At 34.5% G+C, this 12728-nt stretch carries 14 protein-coding genes; 5 read left to right on the top strand and 9 right to left on the bottom strand.

Translation table 11 applies throughout. The annotated features are described in order from the left end of the window. Window positions 1–62: 62 nt before the first annotated feature. Complete coding sequence (locus ACODST_RS17255; protein ID WP_488933347.1) at window positions 63–1868, top strand: acyl-CoA dehydrogenase FadE; 1806 nt, start codon at window positions 63–65, stop codon at window positions 1866–1868. A 328-nt stretch (window positions 1869–2196) separates the two neighbouring features. Beyond that, window positions 2197–3291 carry a glycoside hydrolase family 18 protein gene (locus ACODST_RS17250; RefSeq protein WP_488933346.1) on the top strand — a complete coding sequence of 365 codons (1095 nt, stop codon included), beginning with the start codon at window positions 2197–2199 and terminating at the stop codon, window positions 3289–3291. 76 nt (window positions 3292–3367) lie between these two features. On the opposite strand, the gene ACODST_RS17245 is transcribed toward ACODST_RS17250, so the two are convergent. The 3 genes from ACODST_RS17245 to ACODST_RS17235 all read right to left on the bottom strand — a co-directional run bounded on the left by ACODST_RS17245 (window position 3368) and on the right by ACODST_RS17235 (window position 4939). Beyond that, window positions 3368–3853, bottom strand: coding sequence for a hypothetical protein (locus tag ACODST_RS17245; RefSeq protein WP_488933345.1), 486 nt, complete (start codon window positions 3851–3853; stop codon window positions 3368–3370). A 100-nt stretch (window positions 3854–3953) separates the two neighbouring features. Continuing rightward, window positions 3954–4475, bottom strand: coding sequence for a DUF4251 domain-containing protein (locus ACODST_RS17240; protein ID WP_488933344.1), 522 nt, complete (start codon window positions 4473–4475; stop codon window positions 3954–3956). 35 nt (window positions 4476–4510) lie between these two features. Further along, on the bottom strand, window positions 4511–4939 hold the full coding sequence (locus ACODST_RS17235) for an META domain-containing protein (protein ID WP_488933343.1): 429 nt from the start codon (window positions 4937–4939) through the stop codon (window positions 4511–4513). 215 nt (window positions 4940–5154) lie between these two features. Here ACODST_RS17235 and ACODST_RS17230 point away from each other — a divergent pair, with 215 nt between their 5' ends. Next, window positions 5155–5682, top strand: coding sequence for a superoxide dismutase family protein (locus ACODST_RS17230; protein WP_488933342.1), 528 nt, complete (start codon window positions 5155–5157; stop codon window positions 5680–5682). A gap of 111 nt (window positions 5683–5793) precedes the next feature. Beyond that, window positions 5794–6996, top strand: coding sequence for an LETM1-related biofilm-associated protein (locus tag ACODST_RS17225; protein WP_488933341.1), 1203 nt, complete (start codon window positions 5794–5796; stop codon window positions 6994–6996). A 39-nt stretch (window positions 6997–7035) separates the two neighbouring features. Here the strand turns inward: ACODST_RS17225 and can are convergent, their stop codons facing one another. The 4 genes from can to ACODST_RS17205 all read right to left on the bottom strand — a co-directional run bounded on the left by can (window position 7036) and on the right by ACODST_RS17205 (window position 10419). Beyond that, window positions 7036–7671 carry a carbonate dehydratase gene (gene can / locus ACODST_RS17220; RefSeq protein WP_488933340.1) on the bottom strand — a complete coding sequence of 212 codons (636 nt, stop codon included), beginning with the start codon at window positions 7669–7671 and terminating at the stop codon, window positions 7036–7038. Window positions 7672–7794: 123 nt separating this feature from the next. Then, window positions 7795–9444, bottom strand: a complete 1650-nt coding sequence (locus tag ACODST_RS17215; protein WP_488933339.1) for a SulP family inorganic anion transporter — start codon at window positions 9442–9444, stop codon at window positions 7795–7797. An 80-nt stretch (window positions 9445–9524) separates the two neighbouring features. Next, entirely contained in the window at window positions 9525–9806 is a 282-nt protein-coding gene (locus ACODST_RS17210) for a hypothetical protein (RefSeq protein WP_488933338.1), read from the bottom strand. Window positions 9807–9939: 133 nt separating this feature from the next. Continuing rightward, entirely contained in the window at window positions 9940–10419 is a 480-nt protein-coding gene (locus tag ACODST_RS17205) for a Dps family protein (RefSeq protein ID WP_488933337.1), read from the bottom strand. Window positions 10420–10529: 110 nt separating this feature from the next. On the opposite strand from ACODST_RS17205, the gene ACODST_RS17200 reads away from it, so the two are divergent. Continuing rightward, entirely contained in the window at window positions 10530–11474 is a 945-nt protein-coding gene (locus ACODST_RS17200; RefSeq protein WP_488933336.1) for a LysR substrate-binding domain-containing protein, read from the top strand. A 32-nt stretch (window positions 11475–11506) separates the two neighbouring features. Here the strand turns inward: ACODST_RS17200 and ACODST_RS17195 are convergent, their stop codons facing one another. Then, on the bottom strand, window positions 11507–11704 hold the full coding sequence (locus ACODST_RS17195) for a hypothetical protein (RefSeq protein ID WP_057120884.1): 198 nt from the start codon (window positions 11702–11704) through the stop codon (window positions 11507–11509). A gap of 166 nt (window positions 11705–11870) precedes the next feature. After that, window positions 11871–12536, bottom strand: coding sequence for a tRNA (5-methylaminomethyl-2-thiouridine)(34)-methyltransferase MnmC2 (gene mnmC2, locus ACODST_RS17190; protein ID WP_488933335.1), 666 nt, complete (start codon window positions 12534–12536; stop codon window positions 11871–11873). Between the last annotated feature and the right edge of the window lie 192 nt (window positions 12537–12728).

The raw sequence follows: 12728 nt of genomic DNA, 5'->3' as shown, positions 1-12728 counted from the left end.
TGATTTCTCCTTCGTCGAAATGACAAAAATTGAGCAAAAACAAAATATAAAAAAACATAATCATGGCAGATACAATCGAAAAAAATGTGACTCGTGGTGGTCAGTTTTTAGTTAAAGAAACAAAATGCGAAGATGTCTTCACACCAGAAGATTTCTCGGAAGAGCAATTAATGATGCGTGACTCTGTAAAAGAGTTCGTAGACAAAGAATTATGGGCGCATAAAGATCGTTTTGAGAAAAAAGATTACGCTTATACAGAATCTTCTATGCGTAAAGCTGGAGAACTTGGACTTCTTGGCGTTGCAGTTCCGGAAGAATATGGCGGATTAGGAATGGGATTTGTTTCTACAATGTTGGTTTGTGACTACATTTCTGGAGCAACAGGTTCGTTCTCTACTGCTTTTGGTGCACACACCGGAATTGGAACTATGCCAATTACACTTTACGGATCTGAAGAACAAAAGAAAAAATACGTTCCGTTATTAGCTTCTGGAGAATGGTTTGGTGCTTATTGTTTAACGGAACCAGGTGCAGGATCTGATGCTAACTCAGGAAAAACTAAAGCGGTTTTATCTGAAGACGGAAAATACTACTCTATCACTGGACAAAAAATGTGGATTTCGAATGCAGGTTTCTGTAGCGTTTTCATCGTTTTTGCTCGCATTGGAGATGATAAAAATATTACAGGTTTCATCGTAGAAAATGATCCAGCAAACGGAATTTCTATGAATGAAGAAGAGCATAAATTAGGAATCCGTGCTTCTTCTACTCGTCAGGTTTTCTTCAACGAAACAAAAGTTCCGGTTGAAAACATGTTATCTGAAAGAGGAAATGGTTTCAAAATCGCAATGAATGCTTTAAATGTTGGTCGTATTAAATTGGCTGCGGCTTGTTTAGATGCTCAAAGAAGAGTTACTTCTGGAGCTGTAAAATATGCTAACGAAAGAATTCAGTTCAACACTCCTATCGCATCTTTTGGTGCTATCCGTTCTAAATTAGCTGAAATGGCAACTAATGCTTACGCTGGAGAAAGTGCTTCTTATCGTGCTGCAAAAGACATCGAAGACAGAATCGCTGCCCGTGAAGCAGAAGGAACTTCTCATCAAGAAGCAGAATTGAAAGGTGTTGAAGAATACGCTATCGAGTGTTCTATCTTGAAAGTAGCGGTTTCTGAAGACGTTCAAAACTGTTCTGATGAAGGTATTCAGGTTTTTGGTGGAATGGGATTCTCTGAAGATACACCAATGGAAAGTGCTTGGAGAGATGCTCGTATCGCTCGTATCTACGAAGGAACAAACGAAATCAACAGAATGCTTTCTGTGGGTATGCTGATCAAAAAAGCAATGAAGGGACACGTTGATTTACTTGGACCAGCAATGAAAGTTCAAGAAGAATTAATGGGAATTCCATCTTTTGATACTCCAGACTTCTCTGAGTTGTTCTCTGAAGAAAAAGTAATCGTAGCTAACTTGAAAAAAGTTTTCTTAATGGTTGCTGGAAGCGCTGTTCAAAAATACGGTCCAGAATTAGATTCTCACCAGCAATTATTGATGGCAGCTGCCGATATCTTAATCGAAATCTACATGGCAGAAAGTACAATTTTGAGAACGGAGAAATTGGCTAAAAAAGAAGGTGAAGATAAAGTACAAGAGCAAATCGCTATGGCAAAATTATACTTGTACAAAGCTGTTGATATCGTAAACTTAAGAGGAAAAGAAGGAATCGCTTCTTTCTCTGAAGGAGACGAGCAGCGTATGATGTTAATGGGATTGAAACGTTTCACTAAATATACGAACCTGCCAAATGTTGTGGCACTTAGAGAAAAAATCGCAGAAAAATTAGTTGCAGAAAACACTTACTGCTTCTAATTTCAAAATAGTTTTTAGCTTTTAATTTGTTATAAACCCGCACAAGTCCGAAACTGTGCGGGTTTATTTTTTTGTTCTTTTGAACAAGATAAGCAGCATAAGTTCATTAAAAAAAGATTTGTTTTTAGCAATTAACTTGTCTAATTTCAAAACTTTGACCCAACTTATTTAGTAATCTTATAGTCAGTCTAAAATAAACTTAGATGACTTAGATCACTTAATCATTTCACAAATATTTATTAAAATTGAGGTTTTGATACAGTATTCATAGCAAAATTTAAATTCTAATGTTATAAATTTAGCGTTCTAAAACTTCAAAAAACATAAAATGAAACAAATTAACCTATGGACGCTTTTATTTTGCTGCCTGATTTCCACAACTTTTTTTGCGCAGAAAAATAAAAAAATGGACATTATCGCTTATTACACAGGCGATTCTCAATTAATTGACCAGTACGAAGTCAGCAAACTCAATCAGATTATTTTCAGTTTTTGTCATTTAAAAGATGGTAAATTAACAGTGGATTCTCCTAAAGATTCTCTTACAATTAAACATTTAGTTTCTTTAAAAGCTAAAAATCCGCAATTAAAAATTATTGTGTCACTTGGCGGCTGGGGCGGATGCGAACCTTGTTCAAATGCATTTTCGACGGCTGAGGGGCGATTGAAATTTGCTAAATCAGTAAAAGAATTAAGTGATTCTTATAAAGTAGACGGATTAGATTTAGACTGGGAATATCCGGCAATCGAAGGACTTCCTGGTCATTTATATCAGGCTGTTGACAAACCTAACTTTACTGAACTCTTGAAAATATTACGTACCACACTAGGCAAAAAATACGAATTAAGCTTTGCTGCAGGAGGTTTTCAGAAATATTTAGACGAATCTATTGACTGGAAAGCAGTTACGCCATTGGTAAACCGTATCAACATCATGAGTTACGATTTAGTAAACGGCTATTCAAAAGTTACAGGCCACCACACTCCTTTATACAGTACAAATCCAAAAGAAGAATCAACAGACAGAGCTGTAGAATTTTTATTAAAACAAGGTGTCCCTGCTGAAAAATTAGTAATTGGCGGTGCATTTTACACCAGACAATGGAAAAACGTAGAAAATATCAATAACGGATTGTATCAGGCGGGAGAACACTTTGAGGGCGTTGATTTTAAAAACTATGCATCGGTATATACTGAAGCAAACGGCTGGAAATATTTCTGGGACGAAAAAGCACGGGCACCTTACTGGTACAATGCTTCGACTAAAACTTTTGCTACTTCAGATGATCTTAAATCCATCAAAGCGAAAGCAGAATATGTAAAAACAAAAAAACTAGGAGGAATCATGTTCTGGGAACTGACTTTAGATAGTTTCCGTGACGGAATGGTAAATGAAATTTACAAAGTTAAAACAGCAAAATAATTCGCTTAAAAAAATAAAAAAAGGCAGTTGAATTATAAAGAACTGCCTTTTTCTATTTTTATCAGAAGTAAAATTCTTATTGCACTTTTGATTTGTCTAATTCTCCGATAAACGGAATCGCTTCCAGAATTTCACTTCGAATAATTGTCTGCAGATAAACTTCCAGCTGAATAAACTTTGCTGCATTTATAGCTCCTATCGCTTTTTTAGCTTTTGAATACGTTTTACAATATAACTTTTCATAAGCAATATGATTTTTCAAAGTTCCTTTGGCCAGCTCATCTGCTTTTGCATCAGTCAGGGTTTCATAATTAGCCGCATAATCATTAATCAGCTGAAATTTAATCTGTCCTAAAGCTTTTCGCTGTGCCTCATAATCATCATAAACTTTTACAAAAGCAGCTGACTGCGTATCGGACAAATTCATATACTGTTTTACCAGATCACTTTTGGTTTTTCCATAAAGACTTTGCAAAACATCTACATCTTCTTTAAAGGAAGATTGTGCATAAGATGAAAACACGGCAAAGGCAATCATAAAAATAAGACTTAATTTTTTCATAGTTTTGATTTTTAAATTAGTTTCTAAATAATTATGCAGTCCAAATATTTTGATTTTGAAAATCTTAATTTTAAATAAAACCCGATGATTATAAAAACGCTTACTTTTTATTGTCAAATGATTTTGGAGCACTTATCTCTCCGTCGTACGAAATTGGAGCACGATTGTTACTAATTACTGAAAGCGAAGTTCCTTTATCATAAAAAATAGTAAACGTCAGATCATAAACATCATCCTTCCCCTTAACTGTCGTTTTAAGGATATAACTTTTTTTCTTCTTTTCAATTTTTATATTTTCGGGTTTACCTTCAAATTTGATTCCTCCATCACTTCCATACCCCACATTAAACCCGCGCCCAAAAAAAGGAAGATCGCAGGTTGTTTTCTCAGCATTGAAGTTTAAAAAGTAAATGCCGTAATCCAGATTAATGAGCCTTCCGCCCTGAGGAGTTAACTTTTGGGCTTCAAAAACAAAGTTTTTTGAATCAATCAAAGCTTCCGTTTCTTTCTGCTGTTGTAATTCCCTTTCAGCCTTCAGTTCTTTTTTTGTTTTTTCCTGAGCCGAAACTGAAAAATTCAGCACCGTAAACCATAAAACTACACTGTATAATATCGTTTTCATCTTTCATCCGTTTGCATTAAACAATAAAAAAAAGATCACCTTCTGGTAAATCGCATCATGGCAATATCACCTGAGATCAGATTCAGTGTTTTACCTTCGTCTGTTATATCATAAGAAGTTATTTTCTGAAGTGTCTGCATATAAGTCTGTTCGCCCTGCTGTCCGTCAAGACACATCATTTTGGTAACGGCCATTGGCTGGGTAAAATCAAGTTTATTTCCGTCAACAGCTAATTTTCCGGTATATGTATTACAGCTGTTATTTCCTGAAACACGATTTTCATTAGTATCAAAATTTATCGTGGGCTTTTTATTGGGATATAAACCATCAAAAGTTATCCTTGGACCGGTAATATAATTTAGTTCCCAGGTTCCGTCAAGTTTCGAAACCGTATCTGTCTTTTTGCATTTGCATGAAAGTACTAGTGAACTAAAAAAAACGAGCAATAAAATCTTTTTCATCATAACATTAAAGAATTAAATATGAACGAATTAGAAAAGTGGCATATTAGTTTTTTTGCACTAAAACTACTACGAATTTACATAATATTTTTGGGTTGTGTGCTCAATTGCCATTAAATTACCACGTATAGTTTGACTTTTTTTTAACTTTTAGAGACAAAGTATTCCATTATTTTATGTTAAATTTACTTAATCTTTAATTTAAATGCCCATATAATATGAAAAAACTGATTGTATCATTCGCTATAATTACAGCTTTAATTGTTGGCTGTAAGACCAATACAAAATCAAATGATGCTAAAAACCTTACTATAGCATTGGAGCCAAAAAGCAACAGCACAGTAGGCGGAACCGCAACTTTTACCGAAAAAAACGGCAAAGTTACCTTTACTGCAAAAGTTTCAGGTTTACAGCCTGGAGTTCATGCCATTCATATTCATGAAAAAGCAGATTGTACTTCTGCAGACGGAAGTTCTGCCGGCGGACACTGGAACCCGACTTTTAAAAAACACGGAAAATGGGGTGTAGGTGAATACCATAAAGGTGATATAGGAAACTTTACCGCTGATGAAAAAGGTAACGGAACTATTACCCTAACAACTGACGAATGGTGTATTGGCTGCGGCGATGAAACCAAAGATGTTCTTGGAAAAGGCTTAATTGTTCATCAGGGAACAGATGATTTTACAACACAGCCAACCGGAAATGCCGGCGGACGTGTAGCCTGTGCAGGAATCATTAAATAATAAAAAAAATCGATAACCACTGCATTTCACAAAAATATAGTGGTTATTTTATTTTTAGTTGGTTCTAAAACAAGAAAAAAGATATAGCTTTGCAGCTATAAATTCAATTCAATGATTAACCCATCAGCGCACGGCTGGATAGATAAATTTTTTAGTGAACAGAAGTTTTCAGAGGCAATTCCCTTTGAAACTACAGATTCTTTTTACTATAAAGTAAGGGAAACCGGTTTTATCTACGGACATATCATTGCGATTGATTCCCAGGTTCCCATTCCGATAAAAGGCTGGTTCAAAACCGAAATTTCCAAAGTAGCCTTACTAAATACACTATATCATGTATTTTGTCTGGAAAAAAGAAACTCCGAACCTAAAAATTTTATTGCCGAAGTTTTAAAGTTTTACAAACAGATGAATCCGGAGGGATTTAACCTGTTTAAAATATTACTGCCTAAAGATACCCCTTCCCTATCCCTTGAAAGTATCATTGACGAAAGGGTACAGACCAACGACAGTATTATCAGTAAAAACTTTTCGCACTTAGTAACCAATGCGCTTTTATTTATTGATGTTCTGGCCTTCAGACAATATTTAGAACACGGAGAAATACCTGAAAAATATCTAAAACGAATTGAAGAAACTGTTTTAGGTATCGTAGGTCTGGCTTTAAAGACCAAAACCATAAAATCGCAGCACGACGATTTACTTATAAAGTTATTTGAAGCTTCTATACGTTATTCCAAATTTTCAAAAGTTACCGTTGAAACCTTAGAAACATTACAGCTTGATTATTTCAAAAACAAACTGGAACATTATTATTTAATCGATATGGCCGGAATGGCTTTATGGAGTGATGGTGTTGTCGAAAATGAGGAATCATACTTTTTGTATTCATTGGGTTCGACCATGGGCGTTTCAGACGATTTTGTGAGCCAAAGTATCAGTACAACCAATACTTTTATTACAACTCATAAAAAGAAAATACCGTACTTTAATTATTCAAATCCTGTAAAACACTTTTATGATCAGATGACACACAGTGTTGTAAAACTCATCATACGAAATAAAAACAGGCTTATTAAAGAAATTGTACAAAGTAAAGAATTAATGGTACTGCTCGCCTATTCTACGACAAGAGATTTAGATCCAAAAGAAAAGAAAAAGGTAAAAAAGCAGCTTTTAGACATTTGTAAAACAATCCCGTCACTGACGATCTTTTTACTCCCGGGCGGAAGTTTACTACTGCCAATCCTTATCAAATTTATACCAACTATGCTGCCGTCGGCTTTTAATGAAAATCTGGACGAAAACGAATAAAAAAAATCGCCTTTTAAAGGCGATTTTTTCTTTTATCTGTTAAAGATCAAGCTGATACACCTGATCAAGTTCTTCATTTGAACTAATGGTAACATTTAAATCCGTTACAAAACCTGAATTTAATCCGTATACCCATCCATGCAGCATCAAATCCTGACCGCTTTTCCAGGCTCCCTGCACAATTGAAGTTTTAGCCAGATTATAAACCTGCTCTTTCGCATTAATCTCTACAAAGGCATTAAAACGATCTGTTTCATCTTCAATCGAATTCAGGTATTTATCGTGTAAACGGTATTCGTCTTTAATATGACGAAGCCAGTTGTCGATAATTCCGACAGACTGATTTCCCATAGCCGCTTTTACACCACCACAGCCATAATGTCCGCATACAATTACATGTTTTACTTTCAAAACATTTACCGCATAATCCAGCACACTTAACATGTTCATATCAGAGTGTACCACCATATTGGCAATATTTCGGTGTACAAAAACTTCTCCTGGTTTTGCCCCAATAATTTCATTTGCAGGAACACGGCTGTCAGAACATCCAATCCATAATAAAGGAGGCTGTTGTCCTTTTGCCAGATCAGCAAAATAGTTAGGATCTTTTGCTAACGAATCCTCGACCCATTTTTTATTGTTCTCCAGTATTTGTTCATAAAACTTTCTCATCTTTCTTTTAGGTTTTTTGGAATTATCAATGCTTAAGCATATCAAAAAGACTTTTTTTTGTAAAGTTATCTAAATTTTAATATTTCTCAAACCCGATAAATATCTTTATTGATCTAATTTGTTTTAAAAATTTTCCTTTACTTCTTCTTTTCGTACAAGGGCACGTTTGGCAACATCATAATAATGTTCTATCGTAACATGATTATTATTTTCCGGGGTATTCTCCAGTTCGTAAGCATCTTTAAATCCTTTGAGTTTTACTTTGATATTTTCATCAATAGCCCGGGTTTCCTTAAATTCACGTATCAAATCCAGAACATCGTGTGCGATATATTCTGTATCATGTGCATTAATCACTACTTTAGAATTTTCAGGGATTTCGCTAAGCGTTTGTTTGATTGCGGCTTTATTTAAGAAAGAGACTTCCTGAGCCAGATCAATATGAATAATATCGCCGTCTTCGTACTCTTCTTTCTTAAAGATATAAGCTCTTTTTAGATTTCCTCTGAGCACAAAAATGATACTGATAATAATTCCCAAAGCAACACCTTTAAGCAAATCTGTCGCAACAACAAAGACCAAAGTTGCAATGAAAGGAACAAACTGGTATTTTCCCTTTTTCCAGAAATGCATAAAAGTGGCTGGCTTTGCTAGTTTATATCCAACCAATATTAAAACGGTCGCCAGTGTTGCTAATGGAATTTTATTTAAAATCATAGGAATCGACAAAACGCTGATCATTAAAAGCACACCATGAATAATGGTTGACATTTTAGATTTAGCGCCGGCGTTATTATTAGCCGATGATCTCACTACTACAGATGTCATAGGCAAACCTCCTAAAAGTGAGCTTACAATATTTCCAACTCCTTGTGCACGAAGTTCAACATTGGTATCTGTATAACGTTTCTGAATATCCATACGATCAGAAGCTTCAATACATAAAAGAGTCTCAATAGAAGCAACAATGGCAATCGTAATCCCTACAACCCAAACCTGTGGATTACTAACCGCAGCAAAATTGGGCAGAATAAGGATAGACTTAAATTCGTCAAAAGATTTTGGAACAGGCAAAGAAACCAAATGTTCTTTTGCAATTGCCAGTGAGCTTCCTGAAGATATAAAAAATTCGTTTAATAATACACCCAGGATAACCGCTACAAGAGCTCCCGGAATTAGTTTTAACCTCTTTAAAAAAGGAACTTTATCCCATGAAATTAAAACAGCGAAAGAAATTAAAGACACTACAACCGCCCCTAAATGAATATGGTTTAAAATACCAAATAAAAAGGAAAAAGAGTTGCTTCCGTCATTCTGGACAAAAGCCTGATCACCTTCAAAATCAGCATCATAACCAAAAGCATGAGGTATTTGTTTCAGGATAATAATAATCCCGATACCTGCTAACATTCCCTCAATTACGTTTGTTGGAAAATAATTCGATATACTTCCGGCTTTTAAAAATCCTAATGCTAATTGAAGTATTCCTGCAATAAAAACCGACAGTAAAAACACATCAAAAGCGCCAAAATCTGTTATAGCGGTTAAAATAATTGCTGTTAAACCAGCCGCAGGCCCGGAAACACTGATATGGGACTGGCTTAGATAACCTACCACAATACCACCCACAACACCTGCAATAATTCCGGAAAATAACGGTGCGCCGGAAGCCATTGCAATACCTAAACACAATGGAAGAGCCACCAGAAAAACCACTAAACCTGAAGCAAAGTCAGATTTAAGGTTGGCAAAAAGATTGATTTTTTTTGTCATAATACAATACTAAAAATGGATACATTAAAGACACACCGCATTTGTACAAAATACAGTTGTTTTTCTAATAATCGGAAGTATTATATTAAATTGGGAGGTGGAGCAAATATGCTCGGCGAAATATTATCCAGTTTTACGATGTTTTCAGAAACAATCGTTTTTTTCTCAATGTACAGCGGAATTAAAACTTCATGTTCTAAAATAGCGGGATGTACCACTGATTTTAGTTCTTTATGAACTTCTTCTTCAGCAAAACTAAAAGACATGCAGGTATTATTCCCTTTCTTGATCGCCTGAACTATGGTCGGAGTCGATAAGAAAGCAATAAATATGAATAATAATATGCGTGCTAATATTTTCATCGAAACAAAAATAACGTTAAACAAATAAAATCAAAGCGGGAGAGCAAAATTTTTATACAACTTTAACAAAAAAAGAAAAGCAGACTGATCAAAACTGCTCAATCTGCTTTACAATATATTAATAAACAACTCATTACAAAGTTTCGTCAAGCCAGGCATTCATCATCCAAATCGTTTTTTCCTGCTCTGAAATAAAGTCACTCATCATAGAATTCGTACCTTCGTCATTAATTTCCCCTGATTTATCAAGAATTTCCCGTTCAATTTTCAACAGATCCGATAAAGAATTTACGATTAACTGAACTGCTTTTTCATCGTTAGAAATATTCTTACCAACTGCTAGTTTATTATTCTTGATATAATCTTCAAAAGTATGCAGTGGTGTTCCCCCGATAGTTAAAACACGCTCTGCGATCAAATCTATTTTTAGCTGGGCATCTGTATATAATTCTTCAAATTTTACATGAAGATCAAAAAAACGTTTTCCGCGGATATTCCAGTGAATTCCCCTTAAGTTTTGGTAATACACCTGAAAATTGGATAATAGTACATTTAATTCTTTTACTAACTGTTCAGACTCTTTTACAGGTAATCCTAAAATATTTGTTTTCATAATTTTCTATTTTTTATCCTAAGTTTACTACAAATTTAAAGGAAGTTCTTTAAAAAAAACATAAAAAAAAATTATATTTCCTTATTTTTGCATCAAAAATTACTATCAAAATGACGATAACTCAATTACAATATGTATTAGCGGTTGCAGAGCACAAAAACTTCACCCTTGCTGCAGAGAAATGTTTTGTTACTCAGCCCACATTAAGTATGCAGATTCAAAAGATTGAAGAAGAACTTAATATATTAATTTTCGACAGAAGCAAGAAACCGATTCAATTGACTGATATTGGTCAGAAAATTGTCAATCAGGCCAAAAATATTGTAAACGAAGCTGACAGGATCAAAGATATAGTCGAACAGCAGAAAGGATATATTGGGGGTGAATTTCGTTTAGGGATTATCCCAACGATTATGCCTACATTATTACCTATGTTTCTAAATAATTTTATCAAAAGATATCCAAAGGTTAAACTTTTAATTGAAGAGCTTAACACAGAAGAAATTATTGTAAAATTAAAAAACGGACACCTGGATGCCGCTATTGCCGCTACACCGCTTGAAGATGAAAAAATAAAAGAGATTGTTCTGTACTTTGAGCCTTTTGTAGCTTACATACCCGAACACCATGCCAGTTTTCAAAAAGAAGAAATTGAGGTTACCGATTTAAACCTGAACGAAATTTTACTGCTTCAGGACGGTCACTGTTTCAGGGATGGTATTTTGAATTTGTGTAAAAACGGTTCTGACACTGACCAGAATAATTTTCAGATTCAAAGCGGAAGTTTTGAAACTTTAATCAAACTAGCCGATGAAGGTCTGGGTACAACTTTACTGCCGTACCTCCATACTCTTGACTTAAAAGAATCCGACAGGCTGAAACTTCGAAACTTTAAGGAACCAAAACCTGCCCGCGAGGTAAGTTTGATTTATCCAAAAAGTGAATTAAAAATGCAGATTATTGACGCCCTCCGGTCTACAATTGCCGGCGTTGTAAAAGGAGCAATTGTTTTTCAGAATGTTCAAATCATTAGTCCGCTGCAAAAAAAGCAATAAAATAAAAAAGGAGCCGGTGAGGCTCCTTTTTTTTATACTTTAATTAGTAGTAGACTTTGTTTTAATTCTGGTTTTTCGATTATGAAGTTCAACAACCATTCTTGCAATTGTTCCATTTCATAAGGTAACAGTGTTTTGATAGCTTTTTCTAGCTCTTTGCAGAAAAGTACCGGATCGAAACTAACTCTTTCAAGTATTGATTTCGTGTAATCAAACATCATTTTTGACATAATAAAATAAGATTTTTGGGGGTTATCTATATTTTTAAACTCGCACCAAATGTAAACATAATTCACATATAAAGTTTCATTTTAACTTATTTTTTTAAAAACTTTAGTAACGAATACGTTTTCTTAGTACATATAAATCAATATAGAACTATTCTAAATAACTCATTTAAACCTTCTTAAAGGCTCGAAACATCTCTCGTTTTCCAGGCGGGCCAGCTAATTTTTCGACTGTAAAACCAACAGAAATCATACTTCTCTTTACAACTCCCCGAGCTGCATAAGTAACTAAAACACCATTTGGTTTTAGACTATTATACATTTTCTGAAAAATTTCAGTACTCCAAAGCTCCGGCTGCACCCTGTATCCGAAGGCATCAAAGTAAATCAAATCAAAAACTTCAAAATCGTCTATTTCGTCAAAAAATTGTTTCCTTTTGGTTAACGAGAAACGGCTGCTAATTTCGTTTTTTACATTCCATTCACTTTTATGCATTTTCTCGAAAATGTTATGGAATTCCAATGCGTCGAGCTCATCAACATAATTCATAGCCAAAACTTCATCAGCCGCTACAGGGTACGCCTCCACTCCTACGTAATCAATTGTCTGCTGTTTGTGTTCAGACTCTAAAAAAGTGATAAAAGCATTCAGACCGGTACCAAAGCCAATTTCAAGAATAGTTACAGGACTATCCTCAAATAAAGACAGTCCATTTTTAATAAAGACATGTTTAGCTTCCTGAATTGCTCCGTGTTTGGAGTGATAACTCTCGTTCCATTCTGTCAAATGAATTGTAGTTGAACCATCTAGCGTTTTTATTATTTCCCTCTTCACAATTTTTCGAAATTTACAATGACGTTTTACTGATTTTCAGTCTTTTTTATCAGTCAAATTTAATTAAAACAAATGCGTAAAGCCTTAAAAAACGATAGTTTTTTCATAAATTCTTTATAAAACTTCGCTAATATTTCAGGTTTATTACAAGATAAATAAATCTCAGTCAAACGCAGGAATTAATGCAGTTTT

The sequence above is a fragment of the Flavobacterium sp. FG19 genome (genome assembly GCF_057809475.1).
This window is presented reverse-complemented; position numbering and strand designations above follow the sequence as displayed.

Excerpts from the sequence above, each read along its gene's own strand:
- ACODST_RS17195 (WP_057120884.1), bottom strand. The coding sequence starts at position 11,704 with ATGTCAAAAATGATGTTTGATTACACGAAATCAATACTTGAAAGAGTT.
- ACODST_RS17225 (WP_488933341.1), top strand. The coding sequence starts at position 5,794 with ATGATTAACCCATCAGCGCACGGCTGGATAGATAAATTTTTTAGTGAA.
- ACODST_RS17210 (WP_488933338.1), bottom strand. The coding sequence starts at position 9,806 with ATGAAAATATTAGCACGCATATTATTATTCATATTTATTGCTTTCTTA.
- ACODST_RS17230 (WP_488933342.1), top strand. The coding sequence starts at position 5,155 with ATGAAAAAACTGATTGTATCATTCGCTATAATTACAGCTTTAATTGTT.
- ACODST_RS17240 (WP_488933344.1), bottom strand. The coding sequence starts at position 4,475 with ATGAAAACGATATTATACAGTGTAGTTTTATGGTTTACGGTGCTGAAT.
- ACODST_RS17250 (WP_488933346.1), top strand. The coding sequence starts at position 2,197 with ATGAAACAAATTAACCTATGGACGCTTTTATTTTGCTGCCTGATTTCC.
- ACODST_RS17255 (WP_488933347.1), top strand. The coding sequence starts at position 63 with ATGGCAGATACAATCGAAAAAAATGTGACTCGTGGTGGTCAGTTTTTA.
- ACODST_RS17205 (WP_488933337.1), bottom strand. The coding sequence starts at position 10,419 with ATGAAAACAAATATTTTAGGATTACCTGTAAAAGAGTCTGAACAGTTA.
- ACODST_RS17245 (WP_488933345.1), bottom strand. The coding sequence starts at position 3,853 with ATGAAAAAATTAAGTCTTATTTTTATGATTGCCTTTGCCGTGTTTTCA.
- can (WP_488933340.1), bottom strand. The coding sequence starts at position 7,671 with ATGAGAAAGTTTTATGAACAAATACTGGAGAACAATAAAAAATGGGTC.
- ACODST_RS17235 (WP_488933343.1), bottom strand. The coding sequence starts at position 4,939 with ATGATGAAAAAGATTTTATTGCTCGTTTTTTTTAGTTCACTAGTACTT.
- ACODST_RS17200 (WP_488933336.1), top strand. The coding sequence starts at position 10,530 with ATGACGATAACTCAATTACAATATGTATTAGCGGTTGCAGAGCACAAA.
- ACODST_RS17215 (WP_488933339.1), bottom strand. The coding sequence starts at position 9,444 with ATGACAAAAAAAATCAATCTTTTTGCCAACCTTAAATCTGACTTTGCT.